Annotated in this window: 25 protein-coding genes; 15 read left to right on the top strand and 10 right to left on the bottom strand. The window is 40.0% G+C overall.

Features of this window, described 5'->3' with window-relative positions:
- The first annotated feature begins 21 nt into the window (after nucleotides 1–21).
- Together GY065_RS05810 and GY065_RS05805 are read left to right on the top strand one after the other, a co-directional pair.
- Nucleotides 22–885 carry an ATP-binding protein gene (locus GY065_RS05810; protein WP_037476332.1) on the top strand — a complete coding sequence of 288 codons (864 nt, stop codon included), beginning with the start codon at nucleotides 22–24 and terminating at the stop codon, nucleotides 883–885.
- Nucleotides 886–959: 74 nt separating this feature from the next.
- Nucleotides 960–1,790, top strand: coding sequence for a murein L,D-transpeptidase family protein (locus GY065_RS05805; RefSeq protein ID WP_202984039.1), 831 nt, complete (start codon nucleotides 960–962; stop codon nucleotides 1,788–1,790).
- A 205-nt stretch (nucleotides 1,791–1,995) separates the two neighbouring features.
- On the opposite strand, the gene GY065_RS05800 is transcribed toward GY065_RS05805, so the two are convergent.
- Both GY065_RS05800 and xseA read right to left on the bottom strand, forming a co-directional pair.
- Entirely contained in the window at nucleotides 1,996–2,859 is an 864-nt protein-coding gene (locus GY065_RS05800; protein WP_174833415.1) for a DUF4261 domain-containing protein, read from the bottom strand.
- Nucleotides 2,860–3,063: 204 nt separating this feature from the next.
- Complete coding sequence (gene xseA, locus GY065_RS05795) at nucleotides 3,064–4,416, bottom strand: exodeoxyribonuclease VII large subunit (RefSeq protein ID WP_037476335.1); 1,353 nt, start codon at nucleotides 4,414–4,416, stop codon at nucleotides 3,064–3,066.
- A gap of 120 nt (nucleotides 4,417–4,536) precedes the next feature.
- On the opposite strand from xseA, the gene lpxK reads away from it, so the two are divergent.
- The 6 genes from lpxK (at nucleotide 4,537) to GY065_RS05765 (ending at nucleotide 8,928) form a co-directional block, all read left to right on the top strand.
- Nucleotides 4,537–5,574 (top strand): tetraacyldisaccharide 4'-kinase, encoded by a 1,038-nt coding sequence (gene lpxK / locus GY065_RS05790; protein WP_174833414.1) that lies wholly within the window; start codon nucleotides 4,537–4,539, stop codon nucleotides 5,572–5,574.
- Between the two features lie 273 nt (nucleotides 5,575–5,847).
- Complete coding sequence (locus GY065_RS05785) at nucleotides 5,848–6,039, top strand: Trm112 family protein (protein WP_025330730.1); 192 nt, start codon at nucleotides 5,848–5,850, stop codon at nucleotides 6,037–6,039.
- Complete coding sequence (kdsB, locus tag GY065_RS05780; RefSeq protein WP_174833413.1) at nucleotides 6,032–6,799, top strand: 3-deoxy-manno-octulosonate cytidylyltransferase; 768 nt, start codon at nucleotides 6,032–6,034, stop codon at nucleotides 6,797–6,799. The genes GY065_RS05785 and kdsB overlap by 8 nt, the downstream gene beginning before the upstream one ends.
- A gap of 49 nt (nucleotides 6,800–6,848) precedes the next feature.
- Entirely contained in the window at nucleotides 6,849–7,496 is a 648-nt protein-coding gene (gene adk, locus GY065_RS05775) for an adenylate kinase (protein WP_037394928.1), read from the top strand.
- Between the two features lie 116 nt (nucleotides 7,497–7,612).
- The gene (locus GY065_RS05770) at nucleotides 7,613–8,143 is read left to right on the top strand and encodes a CNP1-like family protein (RefSeq protein WP_174833412.1); all 531 of its coding nucleotides are present in this window, start codon (nucleotides 7,613–7,615) and stop codon (nucleotides 8,141–8,143) included.
- An 8-nt stretch (nucleotides 8,144–8,151) separates the two neighbouring features.
- Entirely contained in the window at nucleotides 8,152–8,928 is a 777-nt protein-coding gene (locus GY065_RS05765; protein ID WP_037476347.1) for a TSUP family transporter, read from the top strand.
- Between the two features lie 23 nt (nucleotides 8,929–8,951).
- Here GY065_RS05765 and tadA read toward each other — a convergent pair whose 3' ends face one another.
- Nucleotides 8,952–9,674, bottom strand: a complete 723-nt coding sequence (tadA, locus tag GY065_RS05760) for a tRNA adenosine(34) deaminase TadA (protein WP_174833506.1) — start codon at nucleotides 9,672–9,674, stop codon at nucleotides 8,952–8,954.
- A gap of 436 nt (nucleotides 9,675–10,110) precedes the next feature.
- Here tadA and GY065_RS05755 point away from each other — a divergent pair, with 436 nt between their 5' ends.
- Nucleotides 10,111–11,268 carry a hypothetical protein gene (locus GY065_RS05755; protein WP_174833411.1) on the top strand — a complete coding sequence of 386 codons (1,158 nt, stop codon included), beginning with the start codon at nucleotides 10,111–10,113 and terminating at the stop codon, nucleotides 11,266–11,268.
- A 317-nt stretch (nucleotides 11,269–11,585) separates the two neighbouring features.
- On the opposite strand, the gene GY065_RS05750 is transcribed toward GY065_RS05755, so the two are convergent.
- Entirely contained in the window at nucleotides 11,586–12,041 is a 456-nt protein-coding gene (locus GY065_RS05750; protein WP_174833410.1) for a hypothetical protein, read from the bottom strand.
- A 533-nt stretch (nucleotides 12,042–12,574) separates the two neighbouring features.
- A complete protein-coding gene (bioB, locus tag GY065_RS05745; RefSeq protein WP_174833409.1) occupies nucleotides 12,575–13,624 on the bottom strand; it encodes a biotin synthase BioB in 1,050 nt (349 codons plus the stop codon).
- A gap of 189 nt (nucleotides 13,625–13,813) precedes the next feature.
- Here bioB and GY065_RS05740 point away from each other — a divergent pair, with 189 nt between their 5' ends.
- Both GY065_RS05740 and trmA read left to right on the top strand, forming a co-directional pair.
- On the top strand, nucleotides 13,814–14,542 hold the full coding sequence (locus tag GY065_RS05740) for an SDR family NAD(P)-dependent oxidoreductase (protein ID WP_084563641.1): 729 nt from the start codon (nucleotides 13,814–13,816) through the stop codon (nucleotides 14,540–14,542).
- Between the two features lie 35 nt (nucleotides 14,543–14,577).
- Nucleotides 14,578–15,669: a tRNA (uridine(54)-C5)-methyltransferase TrmA gene (trmA, locus tag GY065_RS05735; RefSeq protein WP_174833408.1), complete on the top strand. Its 1,092-nt coding sequence runs from the start codon at nucleotides 14,578–14,580 to the stop codon at nucleotides 15,667–15,669.
- Nucleotides 15,670–15,759: 90 nt separating this feature from the next.
- Here the strand turns inward: trmA and aspS are convergent, their stop codons facing one another.
- Nucleotides 15,760–17,568, bottom strand: coding sequence for an aspartate--tRNA ligase (gene aspS / locus GY065_RS05730; protein ID WP_174833407.1), 1,809 nt, complete (start codon nucleotides 17,566–17,568; stop codon nucleotides 15,760–15,762).
- Between the two features lie 71 nt (nucleotides 17,569–17,639).
- Nucleotides 17,640–18,356: a DUF502 domain-containing protein gene (locus GY065_RS05725; protein WP_174833406.1), complete on the bottom strand. Its 717-nt coding sequence runs from the start codon at nucleotides 18,354–18,356 to the stop codon at nucleotides 17,640–17,642.
- 431 nt (nucleotides 18,357–18,787) lie between these two features.
- Here GY065_RS05725 and GY065_RS05720 point away from each other — a divergent pair, with 431 nt between their 5' ends.
- The 3 genes from GY065_RS05720 to GY065_RS05710 all read left to right on the top strand — a co-directional run bounded on the left by GY065_RS05720 (nucleotide 18,788) and on the right by GY065_RS05710 (nucleotide 21,566).
- Nucleotides 18,788–19,969 carry a ComEC/Rec2 family competence protein gene (locus tag GY065_RS05720; protein WP_174833405.1) on the top strand — a complete coding sequence of 394 codons (1,182 nt, stop codon included), beginning with the start codon at nucleotides 18,788–18,790 and terminating at the stop codon, nucleotides 19,967–19,969.
- Between the two features lie 3 nt (nucleotides 19,970–19,972).
- Nucleotides 19,973–21,055, top strand: coding sequence for a ComEC/Rec2 family competence protein (locus tag GY065_RS05715; RefSeq protein ID WP_174833404.1), 1,083 nt, complete (start codon nucleotides 19,973–19,975; stop codon nucleotides 21,053–21,055).
- Nucleotides 21,056–21,125: 70 nt separating this feature from the next.
- Nucleotides 21,126–21,566, top strand: a complete 441-nt coding sequence (locus tag GY065_RS05710; protein ID WP_174833403.1) for a hypothetical protein — start codon at nucleotides 21,126–21,128, stop codon at nucleotides 21,564–21,566.
- A gap of 64 nt (nucleotides 21,567–21,630) precedes the next feature.
- Here GY065_RS05710 and lolA read toward each other — a convergent pair whose 3' ends face one another.
- Entirely contained in the window at nucleotides 21,631–22,245 is a 615-nt protein-coding gene (lolA, locus tag GY065_RS05705; protein ID WP_174833402.1) for an outer membrane lipoprotein chaperone LolA, read from the bottom strand.
- Between the two features lie 294 nt (nucleotides 22,246–22,539).
- Nucleotides 22,540–22,953: a DUF1090 domain-containing protein gene (locus GY065_RS05700; RefSeq protein WP_174833401.1), complete on the bottom strand. Its 414-nt coding sequence runs from the start codon at nucleotides 22,951–22,953 to the stop codon at nucleotides 22,540–22,542.
- Nucleotides 22,954–23,107: 154 nt separating this feature from the next.
- Here GY065_RS05700 and GY065_RS05695 point away from each other — a divergent pair, with 154 nt between their 5' ends.
- Nucleotides 23,108–23,959, top strand: a complete 852-nt coding sequence (locus tag GY065_RS05695) for a ferritin-like domain-containing protein (RefSeq protein ID WP_174833400.1) — start codon at nucleotides 23,108–23,110, stop codon at nucleotides 23,957–23,959.
- 43 nt (nucleotides 23,960–24,002) lie between these two features.
- Here the strand turns inward: GY065_RS05695 and GY065_RS05690 are convergent, their stop codons facing one another.
- The gene (locus GY065_RS05690) at nucleotides 24,003–24,890 is read right to left on the bottom strand and encodes a metal ABC transporter substrate-binding protein (RefSeq protein WP_174833399.1); all 888 of its coding nucleotides are present in this window, start codon (nucleotides 24,888–24,890) and stop codon (nucleotides 24,003–24,005) included.
- Nucleotides 24,891–24,922: the final 32 nt, after the last annotated feature.

Raw genomic sequence — 24,922 nt, 5'->3', positions numbered from 1 at the left:
CTAGAAACCAAAGGGAAATAGATGAAACGTAAGGAATTTATCAATCTGGCTGCAACAGTGTTACAGCGGCTGGATGCCATTTTGCCACCATTGGCTCAGGAACCTGACTGGACTGCAGTTGCTTACCGCTGGCATAAATTAGGTAATAAGGGTATTCTGGAAAGTTTACCGCATCCGCATACTTTTTCTCTGGACTGTCTGGCAGCTGTTGATGAGCAGCGCCGACAACTGGTACGTAATACAGAACAGTTTCTTGCCGGCAGACCGGCAAATAATGTATTAATGACAGGAGCACGTGGTACCGGAAAATCATCATTGGTTAAGGCGTTACTGCATCAGTATGCAGATCAGGGATTGCGTCTGATTGAGGTTGATAAAAGTGATTTGTTAACATTACCTGCTTTACTTTCTTTACTAAGCGCCAGACCGGAAAAATACATTCTGTTCTGTGATGATTTATCTTTTGAAGACGGCGACGATGCTTACAAAGCATTAAAAACTACCCTTGATGGCGGATTATCTCAGCGATGTGACAATGTATTGGTATATGCTACATCCAATCGCCGGCATTTAATGCCTGAGTATATGGCAGACAATGTGGCTCATACAGGCAATGGCGGAGAAGTTCATCCTCAGGAAGCCGTCGAAGAAAAAGTATCTTTATCGGATCGTTTTGGTTTATGGCTAAGCTTTTACCCATTTGATCAGAATGCATATTTACAGGCTGTACAGAACTGGCTGGAAGAAGCTGGCCTGAATCTGGATGAAACAGCAAGACGTGCAGCATTAAATTGGAGCCAGAGCCGTGGTAGTCGCTCAGGAAGAGTAGCATGGCAGTTTGTATGCGACTGGGCAGGAAGAAATCCACAGGATAGAATTATATAACTAAATCAGTTGTTTATTCTGTATTCGGTTTTTTGATTAACTGCTGGGTAACTCGATCTTAACGGAAACAAATCATGTCTGTATTATTTAGCGAACGATTAATGATATTACTTCCCATATTGTTATGTATCGGAAGCATCGGTTTTATTATTTATTCTTTTTTTGCTAATAAAAAAAATCCAGTAAAGACACTATTTGGAAAATTAATGACTATCTGTATGATTGTTATCGGATTCGCGGGCATAGTTGCAGGTGTATCATTATTTTTTAGAAATTATCCTGTTGATCAGAAAATTAAAACTATAAATGTAAAAAATACGGCAGTAACAGTCTCTCCTCCTGTTAGCGGTGACAAAATTTATCTGCGAATATTCAAACAGGAGGGAATACTGGAAATATGGTATAAGCATAAAAATAACAATTATCAGCTATACAGGACATGGGATATCTGTACATACTCAGGCGGTCTGGGACCTAAAAAGGCCGAAGGTGATGGCAAAAGTCCGGAAGGATTTTACGCAACTGAGAAAAATCTATTAAAACCAAATAGTAATTATCATCTTGCTTTTAACATTGGCTACCCGAATGCCTATGACCGCGCCAATGGATACACAGGAAGCTTTATCATGATTCATGGAAACTGTGTGTCCATCGGTTGCTATGCTATGACTGACAAGGGAATAGAACAAATCTACGCTGTTGTTAATCAGGCTATAAACAGCGGACAGAAGCGAATACCCATTCATATTTTTCCATTCAGAATGACAGCATCAAATATGCAAAAATTTCAAAAGTCAGCTTATATGCCTTTCTGGAGCGAATTGAAGCCTGCTTATGATATTTTTCAGTCTGAGCACAGAGTAGCTGATATTACTGTGCACAATAAGCATTATGTTATTAAATAAACAGAAGCAGTAAGGTAACTATCTGATATCTTGATATTTAAAATAAATATTGATTGTGTTTGCATATTTTATTGAACAAACAGTTATTTTTTAATTTACCCAAATGTAAAACGACTTCCGATATCAAATTTTTAATATCAGAAGTCATTTTTATTGTTTAGTAATAGACAATTTCTGCTCAATAATGATGTATAGGCTTATTTAACTATTTACTGATTTCTACAACCAAAACATTACCTTTATCTTTCAGGAAGTATTCATCCTCCTGAGGAGCTCGTAATGACAACATTTTATTGTCGCCAATTTCCATTGTATCCCCGGGATTCATAGTTGCTCCGCTCTGACGCAGATACAATAAAATATCACTAAACATATCGAAATAGTAAGAACCTTCATTATGGTTATTTGCTAATACAGCAAAATCAGGCAATCCAAATACATCAGCACCGTAAGTGCGCATCCAGACACCTTTAACGTCTTCTAAAATATATTTAACAAATCCGCAGAAAAATAACGGTAAACAATCGCATAAACTCTTTGCACTGTCTTCATCACTAAGGAACTCATTTAAAACCTTTATAGGCAATGAGGAATGAGCGTCTTCATTAATAACTGCTAATGCGTTAAATTCTTCAAAACATGCCGCCAGACGGGATAAAGCTAAATATTGTTCTAATACATCTTCATCATGTCCTGTATAGTACAAAATTACATGACTATCATTTTTACGAACTTGATTTTTGACATCCTGACTATAATGTGCTGGCTCAACACACGTTTCCAATGCATCAGCAGGAAAAGGTGCATTGAATCCGATTAGTTTAACTACGTGTTTTCCCCAGCTTATTAAAGCAAAAACGCCTTGTTCAAGCTCTCCGACAGGGGTTTCGTATTTGACATTTGTTATTGAAGAATCCAGATATTTTAATTTATCTATTAATTTATCTTTATCAAAATCAAGAGAGCCTTTAAATACAACACTTAATCCTATTGATTGTTTATTATTTGTATTTTCAGCTACCGTAGTATCTTTAGATTTTTTACCAAATAAACGAGCAAACAGTGACATTTAAATTCCTATTCTTATTAAGTTAATTACCAGTCAAAAATTTATTTAACATATATACTAATTTAAATAATTTTATCTAATATTTCAATAAATAACTTTTTTAAATTAAGAAATTTTGACTTTAAATCAACAAAGAATTAATTCCCGAATTCTTAGTGATAGTAATTTACGCAATAGAATAGAAATACAGTTGAAAAGTATATCTTAATTATCAAATAAATCAGACTGAATTTTCGGCGGAGCAACCTGTACGCTACGTTCACCGCAATCAAAGCGAATATTAAGATACTGGCCAGTTTTTAATTTGTTGGCATCGCGGATTACCTGCCCGCGCTGATTAGTGACCACGCTATAACCTCTGGCGAGAATCTGTAGAGGAGAGACTGCCTGTAACACAGATGTCTGTTGCTGCAGCCGTTGTTGTGCGCGCATAAAAATATTTTGCCAGATCTGATGTAATTGTTGTTTCCGGTATTCAAGTGCCTGTAGTGCATGAATAGTTTGCGGTCGTGTGTTTTCCAAACTGCGTTGTTGCTGTATTAGATTTTGCCGATGCTGCCTAATTTGACGCTGCATGCCAATTTGTAACAGACGTGCTAAATCCCTTAGTTGCTGCTGCTGTTGCTGCCAGTTTTGCTGCGGGTGCTTTAACTGACGAGCAAGCCAGTCCAGTTTTTGTGAAGCATCATAATAACGTTGTTCCAGTAATTGGTGTATACGCTTTTGCCATTGAATAACACTATGTCTTAATTGCGCCATATCAGGGCTAACCAGTTCGGCAGCTGCTGTCGGTGTTGGGGCGCGAACATCTGCGGCAAAATCGGTCAGGGTAAAGTCAGTTTCATGACCAACACCACTTACAGTGGGAATTGTACTGTCGGCTACCGTTCGTACGACGATTTCTTCATTATAAGACCACAAATCCTCAATGCTGCCGCCTCCACGGCAAATTATCAGTACATCAGCCAGTGCCTGCTGATTGGCACTGGTAATAGCAGCAGCAATCTGACGTTCACTCCCTGCACCCTGTACGGCTGTCGGGTAAACAATCACACGGATACCGCTATGGCGCCGGCGCAGGGTTGTCACAACATCGCGTAAAGCTGCTGCGGCCAGACTAGTCACTACACCGACCACTTTAGGATGAACAGGTAGCGGACGTTTGCGTTCCTTTGAAAATAAACCTTCGGCAGTTAACTGCTGTTTCAGCCGCTCATACGCTTCATATAACTGTCCTAACCCTTTGTAACGCACTGCATTAATGGTAATCTGAAATTCACCCCGTGCTTCGTAAATACTGATTTTTCCGGCTACTTCTATATGATCACCTTCCTGTAAGGGCTGGCTCAGCTGCTGTGCCACACCTTTAAACAGTACACATCTGACTTGTGCACGGGCATCTTTTAAAGAAAAATAGAAATGACCGCTGGCTGCACGGGTAAGATTAGAAACTTCACCACCAACCCATAAATCAATCAGATTGTCTTCAAGCAATTGACGGGCATAAGCATTGAGTTCAGATACACTTAAAGCAGCCGGAGCAAAGAAATCAGACATAATGGATACCATATTCAGAGCGGTTTTATTCTGTAGATATTATACGGCGTTTTTTTATCATAGTTCAGTTCTGCATATACAGCATGGTATAGTGCAGCTTTGTTATTAATAGGCAGAGTTATGGGCTGGTTAGCCGGTTTAATACAAAAGCACTGGCAGCATCCGCGTATAGCGCTGGTATTGTTACTGTGGCCGCTTGCACGATTATTTCAAAGTATTGCTTTGTTACGGCGCTGGCTGTACAAATCGGGCATTTTGCCGACTAAAAAACTGCCTTGTCCGGTAGTGGTAATCGGCAACATTCATGTTGGCGGTGTTGGTAAAACACCTTTAGTCGCTGCGCTGGTACAGACCTTACAGCAACGGCAGATAAGGGTAGGTATCATCAGCCGCGGCTATGGGCGTTTAAGTAAAGAAACGGTTATTCTGAATGCCCAATCTACCGCGGCAGAAGCCGGAGATGAGCCATTAATGCTGTATCAGCAAACTCAGGCACCGGTTGCAGTTGCTTCTACTCGTGAAGCTGCCGGCAGAGCATTGTTAAATGCATATCCGGATTTGCAGCTTTTATTAAGTGATGATGGTTTACAACATTATGCACTTTGCCGGGATATGGAAGTTATAGTATTTCCGGCCGCAGATATCGGAAAAAAACTGGATATATTGCCTAATGGCCCATTACGCGAACCGGTTGAGCGCTTACAGGGAGCAGATGCGGTAGTATTCAGTCAGGGTGATGCGAATTCTGTTCGGCAGGCACAGCAACTAAATTTAATAAAAACACAATGGTGTGGTTTTAGTCAATTGAACTATGGCGATTTCTATTGTTTAAATCAGCCGCAACAGACTGCAAAAGCCCATGAATTTTCAGAAAAAAAATGCGCGGCAATTGCAGGTATCGGACAACCGCAACGTTTTTTTCAGGCATTACAGATACTGGGTATTCATCTGAAAGAAACCATTGCGCTGAATGATCACGCAACTATTCAACCCGAAGATTGGCCTGATGCAGAAATAATATTTATTACAGAAAAAGATGCAGTCAAATTGAAAAAACCTTTGCAATATAATATTTGGGTCTTACCACTTTCAGCACAAATCTGCCCGGATTTAGCTGAATTGATCCAGTTAAAATTAGGCTTAGACCGTACTAAATAAAATAAATACTTTTCTGCAATGAAAAAGATGCCATAGACTCCGGCTGCTGGTAAAATTTCAATAAATTGTCAGTATATCGTTGGAAGACGATACAAACTGACTACGATTTCAGGTTCTGTATTAAGCAGCCTCTATATTGCCATTTTAATATATGGTAAAGTCATTCAAAGACGATATTTATAAATTATTAACTGGTATTACTGCATTCAAGAAACCTGCTAAATCAACAACCATAAACTTCGCTTGCCACTTTTGCGAAACTAAGGATTAAAAATGAATCAAAAATATCTGGATATACTGGTATGCCCCGAGTGTAAAGGAAAACTGCAATGGCATGCACAGCAGCAGGAACTGTGGTGTAAAGCATCACGGTTGGCTTATCCGGTAAAAGATGGTATTCCCTATATGCTGGTAAATGAAGCTCGTAATTTAACTGATGAAGAATGTACGGCGACACATGAGTAATTTTGTTGTTCTGATTCCGGCACGACTATCCTCCAGTCGTTTACCCAATAAGGCTTTAGCTGATATACATGGTAAACCGATGGTAGTGAGGGTAGCTGAGCGTGCACTTGCCAGCAAAGCCAGAAGAGTAGTTGTGGCAACAGATCATGCTGATATTCAGACTGCGTGTCAGGTTCATGGAATTGAAGCTGTTTTAACAGCTCCGGAGCATGAAAGCGGGACAACACGTCTGGCTGAAGCAGCCGACATTCTGAATCTCGCTGGAAAAGACTGTGTTGTAAATGTTCAGGGTGATGAACCTTTGATTGAACCTGAGCTGATTAATGCTGTAGCTGAACAATTACAGCAAAGTTCAGCACCAATGGCCACAGCAGCACATCTATTAACTGATTACACAGATTTTACAGATGCCAATTGTGTTAAAGTTGTATTAAACAACAAAAATAATGCCTTGTACTTTAGCCGTGCGGCTATTCCATGGCCGCGTGAATTAATGCGCAGCGGCGCTGAGGTCATGCCGGCAGATATTCCGGTATATCGTCATATAGGCATTTATGGTTATCGGGTACAGTTTTTGCAGCAATATGCAGATTTGACTCCATCACCATTAGAACAGGCTGAATCACTTGAGCAGCTGCGCGTACTGTGGCATGGTTACAATATTGCGGTACAAATTACACCCCATGCTCCGGCTGCGGGTGTGGATACAGCTGCCGATCTGGAGCGTGTACGCACGAACTGGACAGAAGTAAAAAAATAAATATTAGTAATAATATTAAATCAAATCACAGATATATTCAGGAGTTGAAATGAAAGTTTTATTATTAGGTGCACCGGGTGCCGGAAAAGGCACACAGGCACAGTTTATTACTGCTGCGTTTAACATACCGCAGATTTCTACCGGAGACATGCTGCGTGCAGCAGTAAAAGCCGGCACACCTTTGGGCATTGAAGCCAAAAAAATTATGGATGCGGGCGGGCTGGTTCGTGACGATATTATTATAGGTCTGGTAAAAGAGCGTATTGCCCAGCCGGATTGTGCTAATGGTTTCTTATTTGATGGTTTCCCGCGTACGCTGGCTCAGGCTGAAGCAATGGAAAAAGCGGGTGTGCATTTGGATGCGGTAGTAGAGATTGCCGTACCCGATGATGTCATTATTGAACGTCTGTCCGGTCGCCGTGTCCATCTTGCTTCAGGCAGAACTTATCATCTTGTTTACAATCCACCTAGAGTCAACAATATTGATGATGAAACTGGTGAACCACTGATTCAGCGTGATGATGATCAGGAAGAAACCATCAAAAAACGTTTACAGGTTTATCACGAGCAAACAGAAGTACTGATTGATTTCTATGGTAAACAGAATGATGCCAACGCACCGGACTATATCCGTGTAGACGGAACCCAACCAGTAGAAGCAGTAAAAACTCAGGTTCTGGCCGCATTAAAACTTTGATGGCAGAATCCGGCTGTCTGTTCTCATAAGATTACAGACAGCTTTTTGTTTTATGATAAATGATTAACAGTATTTCAGAATAGAGCCGGATTGTATATCCAGTTTCGGAGCAAGGTATGAAAGTTACCAAAACCGTATTGACTGTATTGCTTCTTGGTGTTTGTGCTTGTGCACTGGCACGTAAGGAAACTTTATATAACGAGCATTATATTGGCCCTGATGAAAATCAGCCTTGGGTAGAGCAGGCTGTACCTATGCCTGCGTATCCGGTCGGTAATGAGCAATGGGCAGATATTTATATCAGCCAGACTTATCAGGGTCGGCCAAAATTAATGCTGAACAGTATTCAAATCAATACAGACCGTACTATCCATTATATTCTGAACCAGCAATCAGATCAGGGGATTAATAACCTAACTGCTGAAGCTATTCATTGCCCGACACGGCGCATGAAAGTGTTTGGATATGGTGACGATGTTAATAAACGCTGGATACAGCCGCGCAATAGTCAATGGAAAGTAATCGGTACCAGCCTAAATCAACTGGATAAAGTGCGTTCGGTGCTGTATCAGACTTTCTGTGAAGACGGATTACCCCGTAATCAGCAGGAATTAATGAAGCGTATTACCACACGTGCCATGCGCTAGTAGGAAATATCGTGGAATGGTTAAGTGATTCTCATATCTGGTGGTTATTAATTATCGGATTCAGTGCCGGTTTAATGGATGCAGCTGTCGGTGGTGGCGGATTGTTACAGATTCCTGGGCTGTTTGGCGCATTGCCACAGAAAACCATCACACCGGTTGTTCTAGGGGTAAATAAATTTGCTTCTGCTTGTGGTACTTTAGTAGCAGCTGTGCAATATACCAGACGTATACCAGTACCATGGGCAATGCTGTTACCTGCTGCCGTACTTGCATTTGCTTTTTCATATATGGGTGCTCATGTTGTGGAATATCTGCCCACAGCGTGGATGAAACCGTCCATTCTGGTTATTTTAATCATTATGGCGATTTATACCTTTTTGAAAAAGGATCTGGGACAGGTTCAGCGCCAAAGCCGGCTGACCCGACGTGAGTATATTATCGGACTGTTAATGGGCGCCTTAATCGGTTTATATGATGGTATATTCGGTCCCGGTACAGGCAGCTTACTGGCTTTTATATTTGTTCGCTTTTTTGCCTTTGACTTTATTACCGCAACAGCATCTTCTAAAGTTATTAATCTCACAACAAATTTTGCCGCACTGATATTTTTTATTCCACATCAGTATGTCGTATGGCATTGGGCAATTCCACTGGCTATTGCCAATCTGAGCGGAGGGATCATCGGTGCCAGATTAGCAATGCGTGGCGGCAGCAAATTATTGCGTAAAGGTTTTATTATTCTTCTGTGTATTATGATTGGTAAATTTGGCTACGATCTACTGTAATTTCTGATTGCAGCAGCATTGGTTTATACCGGGCTGCGCTTGCGCCGGAAAAAATCCTGTAATAATTGGGTGGATTCATTAGCCAGAACACCACCAATGATTGCAGTGTGTTTATTTAACTGCTGATTAGTAAATAAATTAATCACACTGCCGGCTGCCCCGGTTTTTGTTTCACTAGCTCCATAAATTACCCTTCTTATTCGTGCCTGTATTAATGCGCTTGCACACATAGCGCACGGTTCCAGAGTAATATAAACATCACAATTTTCCAGACGGTAATTTCCCAATGCTTTACTTGCTGCCGTTAATGCCTGAATTTCTGCATGATGGCTAATATTGCAATCAGCGATACAGCGATTGTAGCCATAACCAACCAGAGTGTTTTCACAGACAACAACAGCACCAACCGGCACTTCATTCAGTATAGAAGCCTGATGCGCTGCATCCAGAGCCTGATGCATCCATTGCTGCATAACTTTTTCAGACGGAAAGACAGCTACTGGCGGATGCAGTTTAAGCTGCTGGCGCCAGTAATCTTTTTCTTCAGATGTAAACGATTGAACTGAGCGATCTTCTACTAGAGCAATAAATTGCCATAAAAGACTGTCTGTACAGCCTGTACTGATGCTTTTAAATTGTAAAAACGCCGTTAACGCTCCGCGAAGATGTAAATCTTCTAAGCAATGTATATTAAGTTGTTTAAGAATAGCTATGGTTTTAGGTGCCAGCGGAGGCGTTGTTAACAGCGTGCTCATAAGCAAAGGTATAATTTGTAAATAATTGAAAATACAATATATATAAATTCTATAAAATTAGTATTAAAGTACCACCTTAGGTTCAAATTCGAATTTTGATTTTTGGCTAATTTCATTTAAAATCAACTTGTTCAAAATTATTCAAAAATTGATTCAAAATTATGTAAATAAATGATATAATCAACCTGTATTTACAAGTAAGGTGTTTTTCAGGTGTGAAGCAATTTTTAGCTGCAATTTAGCGGTTCAAAATACTACTAAAAACGGCTCTAAACTTATTGTGCTCAAACTGCACCATGCATTGTTAATGTAAATAATTTTTATTAAATCATTATATAAGGAGAATGATGAAAAAAGGTAAATGGCGAGTTATCGCTTCAGATGCCCGTAATCGGAATTTGTATTTAATTAACAACGAAAGGAACTTATGGTCGGATTAATAGGTAAAGCATCATTTATTGAATCAGGTGGTAGACCTTCTCAAATACCTATTTCAATAGATCTTTATAAGTTAGCAGCAGACAGTAATCTTTCTGTCCCTGCATATTTACAGCAAGAGTATGGTCAGAAAGCTGATAAAAATTATGCTAATGGCAGCGTTTTTTCACAAGTTATGGCATCCTTAAATATCCCTATTGATGCAAAGGGAAGAGGTTTTCGAGGTATGGCACTTGGAGATGTTTTAGACGGAACATTTCAAGCATCAATAACTCAGGACGCAAAAACAGCTTGTGCAATTTTAGCACCTGCTGCGATTTTGTCAATAGTAGAAGAAAATCCTGCCGAAGACCGTACTGATACGTTTAGTATGTTTGAAAAGTTGATTGCAATAGACGAATCTATTTCAAGTGACACTTTTGCAATACCAATTTTTGATTTGTCAAATGCAGATAAACGACAAGCTTCTGCTATTGGTCAGTCAGCAATCTCTTATGTAGGGCGATTAACGATTTCTCGGAAATCACACACAATTCCAACTTTTTCTTATGGCTTAAAAGCCTCAGATGAGGCTTTAAAAGCATGCTCCATTAATGCTATAACAATTCACCTAAGAAGTCTTCGTAAGTCACTAGCTTCTAATTTAGTGCGCCAACAGCTAAATTCTTTGATTAATGGTGATAGAGATATGGATATCAAACCATTACCTGTTGTTCCTATCAATAAATATGATAGCGAAGCTGGTAATGGTGTGTTAACCCATAAAGCTTATATGAAGTGGTTATGGAATGATAGGGGAATCTATCAGGTAGATTATGTTCTGTGTAATGAAGATGATTACTTCAGAATTATCGAGCGTAAAGGTTGTCCTAATATAAGTTTAGAACAAATGGCTTACGCAACTAAACCTATCAATAAGAATATTTTTGAACCTCAAATATTTATTCTTAATGAAGGTGTTGTTCCGCCTGGTACTTTAGTAGGGATTGATTCACGGTATGCTATTGCACGACTTAAATACTCTTGGGCTAATTTTGATGCGGTTGAAGAGATGGTTATGCTAAATGGTAAAGCACAGCATTTTTACGAGAGACAAGTTGTATATCGTCATGATGATCAGGCATTTAAAGTAACTACTCTAAACTAATTTAACAGGCTGCTTCGGCAGCCTGCTGGGGAATTTAATGGCAAGATCACCTAAAAAATGTAAGGTCTGACTGAATATGTTGAACAGATTGATGGCGTAGAGGAGACTAATACAGTAAAACAACCTGAAACCTCTGATAATGCAGAGGAATCAGATACTAATCACCAAGAACTAAATAATCAGAAACCAACAAAGGATACTAAAATTAAAACTGACACAGAAAAAGTGATTTTAAAACTACCCGAGTTTATCCAAGTTCGCGTAACTCATGGTTATGACTTACTCCATCCTTATTTATGCAGAAATCATAATACAGGTTAATTTTTATTTTCCATTTTATAATGCAATTTCCGTAAATCACTCAGACATCTTAAAAGAATCTCAAGTTCCTGCATGCTGACATTATTTTTTTTCAGCATTTCTAACATTTTTGTGGAATATTTTGAATCAATAGGATTATCAAATACTTGGTTGAGTGGCTCCCAGCTCAGATTAAAGGATTCCGCTATAAGAAGCATAAGTTTCCGATTAGGTTGTCTGCTGTAAGATCTATCTGAACTTTCATATTTGACACCAGAACTTCTGGATAATCCTAAAATCTCCCAGAATTCTTCAGCAGATAAACCCAGAAGATTAACCCGAAGATTACAGATAAACGACTTCCATTGTTTAGAGTCTTGCGGGATAAGTAGATTTACACCTAAGTCTTTAAGAGTCCGTTGAGCTCTCATAGCTAATATTGTGTTGTCTTTAGTTTTGTTTTTGTTAGTCATTCTCACTTGTTCTTGGGAAAATTAATTAAAATTTGATTTTATCGTATTAATTAGGAAATAAAAACCGAAGCTTATTACCTTAGTTTAATAGTTACAATGTAATCAGGGTATTAGCAATAGCTTAAGTCGTGTCTTCTCATGCGTTACGATAATTATCTGATAAAAACCTGTAGGAATAATAAAGTCCAAGGCTAGCATCTGCCGTTCTATATCACAGGCTGTGAAAATTTCACCTAGTAACATAAAACGCATGTAAGCAAAAAAGTTTTAGTCAGTTCTATCTGAATCACTATACTTAATACATTCGCTGTACCACCTGAAAGAACCTTAGTATTGTGACCATCAATTTCCGCTCACCAGTAGGGCAGATTAGGCTACCGCTCTTCAGGTTTTCAAGAAATGCAAGTTTTGACAGCAACTCTTGCTTTTTGTTTGTATGCACACTAAAGGTTAATTCAAGGAATTTTATATCTTGCAGTATAGATTTATCAATTCACTCAACTGTACAAACGAGCTTAAACAACACTGAGTTACTAAGCTTCGTTAATATTACCAGACATATTATTTTGTGTTTGCTCGGAAATTGCCTGAACAATAGCCGCCCGGTGTATCTCATCACTATAATCTTCACATTGTTCGGGATTGATACCCAATTTAATAAATAAAGCATTATCTTTTTCAACTTGAGGATTAGATGTGGTAAGCAATTTATCTCCATAAAATATAGAGTTTGCTCCTGCTAAAAAAGCCAGTGCCTGCATTTGCTCATTCATTTGTTCTCGCCCTGCGGATAATCGCACATGTGATTTAGGCATCATAATACGGGCCACTGCAAGCATTCTGATGAAATCAAACGGTTCAATATCCTGTTCATTCGCTAAAGGTGTGCCTTTAACCTTGACCAGATTGTTGATGGGAACACTTTCCGGATGTTCATCTAAATTAGCCAGTTGAATTAATAAACTGGCTCTGTCTTTTAAAGATTCACCCATTCCAAGAATTCCGCCTGAGCAAATTTTAATGCCTGCTTCTCGGACATAAGCCAATGTTTGCAAACGTTCCGCGTAGGTACGGGTAGTAATGATGTTTCCGTAAAATTCGGGTGAAGTATCTAAATTATGATTATAGAAATCTAATCCGGCCTCAGATAACGCATGAGCCTGATCCTGTGACAATTTGCCCAGAGTCATACAGGTTTCCATGCCCAGTGCTTTAACACCTTTTACCATCTCCAGAACATACGGCATATCTCTGGCAGTGGGATGCTTCCAGGCAGCACCCATACAGAAACGTGTTGAACCGATTGCTTTTGCAGCCTTGGCTTTTTCAATTACTTTTTGAACTTCAAGTAATTTTTCTTTTTCCAGACCGGTATCATAATGAACTGATTGCGGACAATATTTACAGTCTTCCGGACAAGCACCGGTTTTTATGGATAGTAAAGTTGATACTTGCACTTTATTGGCATCAAAAAATTGTCGGTGTATTGTTTGTGCTTTAAATATCAGATCATTAAATGGCAGTTGAAATAATTTGATAACCTCTGGTAGTGACCAATCATGACGAATAATGCTTAACGACATAAAAGTTTCCTTTAAATAACAGGCATAAAATTTACATCGCATGATAATACTTAACTTAATAAAGTCAATCTCTCCGTAAATCAAGTTTATATTTAAACAAATTAAAATCTGATTTTTTTACTGCATAAGTAAAGTGTATGATTACTATCTGGCTAGAAATTCAGATAGTTTTTGAAAAGGGAATTTAATATGCAATGTTGTGTAATTATTACTGGTCATAGTCGGGGTTTGGGGCGGGCTCTCACAGAATATTACCTGACCAAAGAAGTTAAAGTTGTCGGTCTATCACGGCATGGCTGGGATAATCCGCCGGAAAAATTACTGGAATATTCAATTGATTTTTCTGATGCTGATGCTATGGCGACATTAATCCGGTCAGCCAGCTGGCAAAGTGGTCTTGAAAATAAAAATGAAATTATTCTGATAAACAACGCTGGTATGGTAGAACCGAATTCAATAATAGGCCAGCAGGATTGTGATGCAATTATTAAAGCGGTAACTGTAAATATTACTGCACCATTACTATTAACTAATGCGGTGATTGCCGCTGCTCCGAAAGCTGAAATTCGCATTGCGCATATCAGTAGTGGTGCCGGACGGCATCCGGTAGCAGGCTGGAGCGTATATGGAGCTACTAAGGCGGCACTGGATCAGCATGCAGCAGTAGTAGCGGCTGAACAACATCCACATGTACGTATTGCCAGTATTGCTCCCGGCGTTGTTGATACCAATATGCAGCAAAATATCCGTTCTGCCGATGCTGATAAATTTCCCCTGGTACAAAATTTTATTGGCTTAAAGGATAAAAATCAGTTGCAAAGTGCTGAAGATACTGCAAAAAGAATTGCGGATATGATTGCTGCAGATGATTATGGCCGGCAAATTCTGCGCGATGTACGGGAACAGAACGGGGTTTGATATAATAAACCCTTTTTGCTTTGGCTGATAACTATATGACCGGCATTACTTACCAGCAACAATTATCTGATAAACAGCACTATCTGGAGCAACTATTTGCAGACTGTGCTTTTCCGCCAATACAGATTTTCACTTCTCCGCCTTCTCATTACCGGATGCGTGCGGAATTTCGTATCTGGCATGAAGGAAATAGCTGTAGTTATGCTATGTTTACCCCGGGAGAAAAAGCCAGTTCCAGTAATGTATGTAAAATACGTGATTTTGCCATAGCTCATGAAAATATTAACTCATTGATGCCTGTTTTACTGAGCAAAATACAGGCCAGAGAAGAGTTAAAAACACGCTTATTTCAAGTTGAATTTTTAACAACACTGGCTGGCGATACGCTGATTACTCTGATTTATCATAAAAAACTGGATGATGTCTGGGCTCAGTTGGCTAAATCGCTGGCCACCGAACTGAACATTCAGATCTTGGGACGCAGCCGTGGGCAAAAGGTAGTTCTGGAACGCGATTATGTTATTGAACGCTTAAAAGTTCATAATGAAATCTTTGAGTATAAACAGTTTGAAGGTGGTTTTACTCAGCCGAATGCAGAAGTTTGTCAGTCGATGCTGGGTTGGGCTGTTGATGTTGCTCAATTGATCAATGGCGGAGATCTACTGGAGCTTTATTGTGGCAATGGTAATTTTACTTTGCCGCTGTCCCGCCAATTTCACAAAGTTCTGGCTACAGAAGTATCAAAAACTTCTGTACAGGCAGCGCATTGGAATATTGATAATAATCATATCAATAATATTGCATTAGCCCGACTTTCGGCAGAAGAATTTACAGAAGCATTTACAGGCATCCGAACTTTCCGGCGATTAACAAGCGAGCAGATTAATCTGGCTGATTATCAGTTCAGTACGGTTTTTGTAGACCCTCCGAGAGCCGGTATTGATTATGACACTCTTAGGTTGTTACAGAAATTTGATAACATTATTTATGTATCCTGTAATCCGGTCACTTTGCACGAAAATCTGCAAACATTATTAGCTACTCATAGCGTTAAACAGGCCGCTATGTTTGATCAGTTTCCTTTCACACCACATATTGAATCTGGTGTCTGGCTAAAGAGACGCTGATTAAATTTAATTTATAAATAGCACTTTGCCTAAAGGATAAAAAACTGCCTGATAAAATTTATCAGGCAGTTTTTTTATCAAAAGAACAAATTAATTTTTCTCTTCATTCTGAACTTTTTGACGTAAACGCAGTCCAAGCTCACGCAATTGTTTTTCGTCGACATGATTTGGTGCATCTACCAGTAAATCCTGCGAACGCTGAGTTTTCGGGAATGCGATAACATCACGAATTGAGTCAGCACCAGCCATCAGGGTTACCAGTCGGTCCAGACCAAACGCCAGACCTCCATGCGGAGGAGCACCGAATTTCAGGTTGTTCAGCAGAAAACCGAATTTATTCTGTTGCTCTTCCGGAGTGATTTTCAGCGCAGCAAATACTTTCTCTTGAATATCTGCACGATGAATACGAATAGAGCCACCACCGATTTCCCAGCCATTTAGCACCATATCATAAGCACGGGCAATACACTGATCCGGTGCAGATACCAGTAAATCCTCATGACCGGCCTTAGGTGCAGTAAAAGGATGATGCATAGCAGACCAGCGATGTTCTTCTTCATCATATTCGAACATCGGGAAATCAACTACCCATAATGGACGCCATTCGTCAGCAAAATAGCCGTTAGCAGCACCATGCTCGTGACCAATTTTAACGCGCAGCGCGCCAATAGCTTCGTTAACCACTTTGGCTTTATCAGCACCGAAGAAAATGATATCGCCATTTTGTGCGCCAGTTTTCTCAATAATAGTCTTCAAAGCACGATCAGAAAGGAATTTCACAATCGGAGATTGCAAACCGCTATCTTCTGTATTGTTTACTTTGCTAACGTCATTTACTTTGATATACGCCAGACCTTTTGCACCATAGATACCAACAAATTCTGTATAGGTATCTATTTCTTTGCGGCTTAAGTTAGCGCCATTAGGGACACGTAAGGCAACAACACGGCCGTTTTTCATATCAGCGGCCGCACGAAATACTTTAAACTCTTCCGTTTTCATCAAATCGGTTAATTCGGTAAATTGCAGATTTACACGCAAATCCGGTTTATCCGAACCATACAAGAACATAGCCTCATGCCAGCTCATGCGCGGGAAAACAGGTAGGTCTACAGCCAGAGCTTCCTGAAAAACTAGCTTAACCATGTTTTCAGTGATATCCATGATTTCGTTTTCACTTAAAAACGAAGTTTCAAGATCTATCTGAGTAAATTCTGGCTGACGATCAGCACGCAGGTCTTCATCACGGAAACATTTTACAATCTGGTAATAACGGTCAAATCCTGCCACCATCAATAGCTGTTTGAATAGCTGCGGAGACTGCGGTAACGCAAAGAATTCACCTGGAAATACACGGCTGGGTACCAGATAGTCCCGTGCACCTTCCGGAGTAGAGCGGGTTAACATCGGTGTTTCGATGTCTATAAATCCCTGACTATCCAGATAGCGGCGAACAGCCATAGCAACACGATAGCGTAGTCGCAGATTATTTTGCATTACCGGGCGGCGCAAATCGATTACGCGGTTAGTCAGACGTACATTTTCACTGATGCTTTCGTCATCAATTAAAAATGGCGGGGTGGCAGCAGTATTGAGTATGTCAATTTCTTTGGCTAATAGTTCAATACCGCCGGAAATCATTTTATCGTTTTTGGTACCTTCAGGACGTGCACGAACACGACCGGTAATACTCAGTACATATTCGTTACGGGCAGAGTCAGCCAGAGTAAAAGCTTCAGGTGTATCCGGGTCAATCACTACCTGTACGATACCTTCCCGGTCGCGCAGGTCAATAAATATTACACCGCCATGATCGCGGCGGCGATGTACCCAGCCTTTTACGGTAACAGTCTGGTCGAGATATTGCTCATTAATTAAGCCACAATAGTTGGTTCGCATTTTGATGCCTTTGTTACTATGATTACGGTTAATTGTGTCATTCAGGATTATCATTTCCGGCCAATCATGCATTAATGCGGTTTGGCTGGTTTGTGTAAAGAGAAAATAGCCTGTAATGACTGGTTGTGCGGTGGTTCATCCGGCTGCACCATACCCAGTGAAATAACATATTTCAGTGCATCATCCACGCTCATATCAATTTCGCGGACATCTTTACTGTTAACCATAATATAGTAACCACCTGTCGGATTAGGGGTAGTGGGCACATATACTGAAATATAATTATCTGACGAAGTTTCTTCAGGGTGGTGTGGCAAGGCGGATGCTAGTTTATCCGGTATGTGACCTGATACGAATCCGATAGTCCAGATATCTGGCTGAGGAAAGGGTACCAGTACGGGGGTTTTAAACGACTGCCGGGAATCAGACAATAGAGATTCAGAAACTTTTTTAACTCCGGAATAAATACTTTTTACGACAGGAATGCGTCCCCACAACGCATCCCAGGCAGCGAATATTTTGCGTCCGAGCATATTTGCTGCCAGTAAACCAGTGAAAAATACGACAATAATAGCAAACAGTAAGCCTAAACCATGAATCTTGAATCCCAATATTGCCTGAGGCTGCCAGTGAGCAGGCAGAATATTGACAAGCTGATCTGCCATGCCAATGATATAACTGATTACCCAGATTGTTACAATAATAGGTAACCATACCAGCACGCCAGTGAGCATGTATTTCTTTAATGATTTTTTCAGTTTTCCGCCCTCGGCAGGCTGTTTTGCCATAGTGTGATTAAGTCCTTTTAATTAAAGCTGGCTTAAAATTATCAAACTTTATATTATACCCATATTTGTTTGTTTTCACAGCGGCATTACTGAGATTAATTAAATTTAATTCAACAGTACAGATACTGATAATTCAGATCGGCAAAATAACTGTATATTTTCAAAATAACATATTGGAATTTCATTTTATCCGGATTTAACAATTTTAATAGGACTGAATAAAACCCGTTAATTGAGTATTAAATTTTTCATCTGCCTGATTTAATTTTATGCATGATTATCTGTTCTGTTATTATCATCTCAGATTTCTATAAATCTAGTATTAAAAGCTTTACGGCCAAAAAATTACAATAACATTTTTAATTTAATTCAGTATAATGTGGTTATGATAATTACAAATAAATATTTATCTGAAATTAACAGCAGCTTGTATGTCAAAAACTCTCGTAGTCAGTGGATGGTTACCGTGGTGGGTAGTGGGTGTATGCGGTTCTTATCTGCTGCCATCACCAGCGATTTTACCGTGGATATATGCTTTTTTTATTTTGTTAGTCTTCGCATTTTTTACGCGCTGGCAGGTTTTTTTGTTTGGTTGTGCTTTATGCGCCGGAATAATATTTGCATTATGGCGCACGGATAATTTATTACAAAATCAATGGCCACTTACTGATAAAGCAAGTGTGCAAAATATTACGCTTACAGTAAGCGATATCCCGCAATATGAACAGCAACGCAGTCGTTTTGTGGCACAAGTTAAATTACCTGATGGCCGGCAACAGCAATGGCTACTGACTGATTATTCAAAACAACAATGGACGGCTGGCAGCCGATGGCAAATAAAAGCAAAAGTGCGTGCCATAATCGGTGAAGCTAATAAGGTTGGTTTCAATCGTGAAGCATGGGCACTGTCTAATCATATCAGCGCTCAGGCTACAGTGGTAAAAGGTCAGCGCAAAGCACTTCCGGCTGTGTCCGGCTGGAAGGAAAAGCTCACAAGCTGGCGAGTTTGGTGCGGTGGCCGATGGGAAGCACAATCTCAGATATATCCGCAGGGCGTAGCATTAATAAAAGCACTTACGGTTGGCGAACAGTCTGCATTACCGGCTGAGGCATGGCAGGTATTCCGTCCTTTGGGTTTAAATCATCTGGTCAGCATTTCTGGCTTACATGTAGGGATGTTAGCCATGCTGGCCGCGTGGCTATGCAGCAAATGCTTACAATATCTCCCTTTTCAGATTTCACAACCATGGATACTGACACGCGGTGCAGCGGTAATTACTGCGATTGTATACAGTGCTCTGGCCGGATTTGCCGTGCCGACCCAGCGAAGTATGCTGATGATTATCATTCTGGCGCTGACGTGGCGGCGGGGGTATTTGCGAGCATTTCAAATTTGGTGGCTGACGATAGCACTTGTATTGCTGTTTGACCCTCTGGCCGTTCTTAGTGTTGGTTTCTGGCTTTCTTTTTTGTTAGTTGCTGTTCTGATGTGGGCAGGAGAAGGTGTAAATCATACAATTAAATTGTTTCAGTTAGTGCAGGCACAGTGGGCTGCCGGACTTGCTTCAGTTGTATTGGTAGCTTTCTGTTTTGGTTCGGTACCTGTGATGTAGCCATTGGTAAATGCTCTGGCTATTCCGTGGTTCACACTGGTTCTGGTACCAATAGCATTATTATCAATGATTGTTCCGTTAGATTTCTTGCGTACTTTTGCTGCATATCTTACCGAAAAAACTATGCAGATACTGAACACAATAGCTGAATATGCGCCAGAATATTATCCAGCACATGCGCCATTAGCTCTGTGGTTACTGGCGATGCTTTCTGTTTTAATTTTATTACTGCCTCGAGGCTGGTATCTGCGTCCGCTATGCCTGCTTATCTTATTGTTAATGCTCAGCTACCGGCCGCCACGTCCTGCTCAGGGTGAAGCATTAGTTAGAGTATGGGACGTCGGGCAAGGTCTGGCTGTAAGTATTAGTACGGCTGGGCATGAATTATTATTTGATACGGGTACAGCATACGCTGCGCAATCGGTGTTATTACCTAATTTACGCGCAGCCGGTATCAGGCAACTTGATACGCTAGTACTCTCACATAATGATGCTGATCATGATGGCGGTGCTGTACTGATTAAAAAGCAGCTGCAACCTAAAAAAATCATCACCGGACAAATCAACGCATATCAGTTTCCTGTCCATCCTTGTACAGCTGGAGCTAACTGGCAGTGGGACAATGTCTGGTTTGAATTTCTTAATCAGCCAGTAGCAACTAATAAAAAAGGAAAAAATGATTATAGCTGTGTTTTAAGAGTAGTCAGTGCTGATAAAGCCGTGTTGATAACCGGCGATTTAGGAAAAAAAGGCGAGCAGGCCTTGCTAAAAGCTTACGGGGATAAATTGTTTAGCCAGATTTTAGTTTTAGGTCATCATGGCAGCCGTTATTCAAGTGATGCAGCTTTTATCCGGACAGTTGCCCCTCAATTTGCCGTGGCCAGTGCAGGCTTTGCAAATCCTTACGGTCATCCGCATATTCAGGTGCAAGCGTTGCTGGCACAAGAAAATATTAATCTTTTACGAACAGACCGGATGGGAGGAATACAGTCAACGTTATCAGAACGAAATTTGAGCTGGCAGCCATTACAGGCTTATAAACCATACTGGCAACGAAAACCGATAAACCAAACATCACGGCTATAACAATTAAATGCCATAATGTCCTGGTGTATAATTATAAAACTCTGAAAGTAATCGGATAAAAGGAATCTGTATGTATTGGCGGAAAATTTGCTATTTAAGCATAGTCGTTTTAGCATTGGCTGCTTGTGCTACACCTGAGCAAAAAGCTGCCCGTCAGGCCGAGCGTGCAGCGGCAGAAAAGGCTGCACAGCAAAAACTGCAACTGGATCTGGCTGCACAGTGTGATACCCGGACTGCTGAATTAATGCAGCAACAAATGCAAAACCCGACATTTTTATCTGATCCTGCCAATGCCAAATTAGCAGAAGAATACCGGCAAAGAGTTAATTTGCCTATTTTTCAGAGTTGTTACAAGCTGGCATGGAATAATTATATTAACAAAATTAAATTGCAGCAGGCGCAGAACTGGGCAATGCAGCGCAGATGGGATGATGATATGGACTGGATGATGTTCCGTCCGCGCTGGTGCCGGGGTGTTCATAACGGACGCTCATACGTATATCGTTGCTGACATCAAGTTAATAAGCAATATAAAACAGGCAGGTATAAGCTGCCTGTTGTGCTATTAATCTATTTTACTGGCTTAATACATCTACACCTTTAGGCGGTGTAAATTTGAACTGATTGCGATTAAACTGCGGATGAGTATTAAGTTGACTGAAAGTAATCGTAGTCTGATTACCAAAACTGTCTTTCAGCTGCATATTGGCCAGATTGTCACCACGAAAGCCAATACGAATATTCTGATAGCCGGTATCGTTTCGTTTGGGAATGGCCCGAACATAATCAATGCCATTACTGTTGCCATCATCTGATAAGGTATAATTGGCATTTAAAGCTGATTTATTCGAAAGAATAGCTGCCGGAGAGTCGCCAATGGTCTGATTTTGAGAGCGTTTGGTTACCTGAGCCAGGTCCTGATCATATAACCAGACAGTTTTACCATCACCAACAATAGTTTGCTTATATGGCTGTGTATATTCCCAGCGGAAAAGTCCCGGGCGCTGAATGGAAAATGTTCCTGAAGTAGTTTGAGTACGCTTTTTACTGTGAACAGTCTGACTAAACTGACCGGAAATACCATCTGTATCGGAATTAAATTTTTGCAGAGTATCAAGACCTCCGGCATAGGCCAGAGTTAAATTAACAGTCATAAAGCCGGTTAGTATTGCTTTACTCAAAATTCGCATTAATTACTCCTTTGATGAACTACTGACTAATATTTTAGCTCTTCCTGAACAAAGATGAAACTAAATTAAGCTATTAATCTCTGTTTGAATAATCACCGAATTATTGTGTCATGATAAATAGCTAACAATAATCTTTAACAACAAGGAGTTTAAAAATATCTGATCAAAGTACTATCAATAATAATATATAGATTTTTTCAAGTTTAAATAAAATTTCCAAGAAATTTCTGGAAATAAATGTGCTGATGAAAAAGACTTAAGTGAAAAGCTCTTTCATTAGCAATATTGGTGGATTTAATATTTAGCTGCCTGCTCAAAACGGGCTAAATTCTGTTTAGCCTGTTGAAGCTTTGAAGTATTTTCGTTTAATTTATTTTGTAATTCAGCAATTTTTTCTGTATCTCCATTAGCCTGAGCCTTGGCCAGTTTACGCTGTGTTTCACTGATTTTGTTGTTTAATTTATTAATTTTCTGAGTGTATTTTTGTCGTAAATCATCATTTGAGCAATTTTGAATGATGTCTGCTTTTTGTGCATTCAGCCGGTTAATTTGCTTTTGATTATGGTTAGCCTGTGCATATTGCAATTGTTTTTCAATCTGTTGCTGTTTTTCTTTACAGGTTTGCCAATTATGATCAGCTAGCGCAGGAATTGAAACTGCTAAAGTCAAAGTTAAAAGAACAGCTTTTGTTGTGCGTGAATAATACATTTTTAATCCTTTTATATATTAATAAATTGATATTGTAATTCATAATAGCTGATTAAAACCATTAAAATGTTAAATCATATTAAATTGCGGTTTATTTAGCAGCGGCCGAGCATGTATACTCAATCATAATTTTTCCATAACGTAACTTCTATATATGTCTATTGTCTTATTACTCGAATCTGCTTTATTGAGTTGCCAGCCTGAGGAAAAATGTACGCTAAGTTTAACTGCACAACAACTGTGCTTAGATACACCTGCGAATAGTCTGAGAAGGGGTGAGACAGATGAAATAAAAGATTTTCGTCTGGCCGGACATCCGCCGAGACCTGAGTTAGTGCCTCCGTCCAGAGTTACAAACAGAAAATTAACTACTATAGAAGGTTATGCAGCTTTGTTGCATGCCGTTTGTCATATTGAATTTAATGCAATCAATCTGGCTTTAGACGCAGCCTACCGATTCAGATTGTTACCGGAAGAGTTCACTCGTGACTGGGTACGGATTGCTGCTGAAGAAGCAAAACACTTTCAGCTTATGCGTCAGCGTTTGCAAGCAATCGGATATGATTATGGAGATTTTTCTGCTCATAATCATTTATGGGATATGGCTTATAAAACTGCATTTGATCCATTACTGCGCATGGCTTTAGTACCCAGAGTACTGGAAGCACGGGGGCTGGATGTAACACCGGGAATGCGTAAGAAAATTGCTCAAAAAGGGGATAATGAAACTTGTGCTGTACTGGATATTATCTATCGTGAAGAAGTAGGGCATGTACGTGTTGGAAATTACTGGTATCAGTATTTATGTAAACAGCGCGGACTTGAGCCACTGACATTATTTCGTCGCTTACTCAGTCGTTATGATTTATTTATTTTTCGCGGCTATGTTAATCTGGAAGCACGGGAACAAGCCGGTTTTTCCAGTTTTGAACTGGAAATGCTGGAAAATTTTGAGCAAAACCGTCAGACAGATATACACAATTGGCGGCAGGCTTTACAAAATTAAAAACAGCATATAGCCAGCACTGACTATATGCTTATCTGTAAATTTATTTCATCGCACTGCATAAAGCATTTACATTATAACGGAACATATCAATGTATGTAGCTGCCGGAGCACCTTTACTCAGTGCGTCAGAATAGAGACGACCGGATATTTTGGTTTGAGTCTCGCTGGCAATACGCTGAACCATCTTCGGATTTTTTATGTTTTCCATAAATATAGCTTTAATATGATCGCGCCGGATCTGGCTGATAATAGCAGCAACTTGACGGGCAGAAGGCTCTGCTTCGGTGCTCATACCTTGTGGGGCAATAAATTCAATCCTGTAACGTTTTGCCATATAACCGAAAGCATCATGTCCGGTTAACACTTTTCGTTTTTCTGCAGGCACTGCATTAAACATTTTGCTTGCCCAGTTATTCAATCCGGCAAGTTGTTGCTGATAAGCAGTCAGACGCTGCTGATAATAGGCTTTACCTTGCGGATCCACACTAATCAAAGCATTAGCAATGTTGCGTGCATATATTTGCATGAGAACAGGGTCATTCCAGACATGCGGATCGGTATGCTGATAATGTCCGTGACCATCATCAGCCAGCATTAACGGTTTAATGTTCTGAGTAACAGTAAACAACGGTACTCGGCTTTGCTGAGCGGCACGTTGCAAAGCAAGAGGTTCAAGCCCAAGTCCATTAAGCAAAATCAGTTTAGCAGTACGCATGTCACGTAAATCTTTACTTACTAACTGATACATATGCGCATCCTGATCAGTACCAATCAGGCTTCGTACTTGTACTCGTTCACCGCCGATTTGCCGTGTAACATCTCCCAGAATACTAAAGCTTGTGATTACCGGTAATGGTGCAGCATGAATTATGCTGGCAAAACCAGTCAGAATTAAAGTTAACAGACAGATAAACAGACCACGTTTCATCAACTAATATCCTAAAATGAGTTTACTGAAAA

The sequence above is a fragment of the Snodgrassella sp. ESL0323 genome, assembly GCF_013346865.1.
GTDB classification, from domain to species: Bacteria; Pseudomonadota; Gammaproteobacteria; order Burkholderiales; family Neisseriaceae; genus Snodgrassella; species Snodgrassella alvi.
This window is presented reverse-complemented; position numbering and strand designations above follow the sequence as displayed.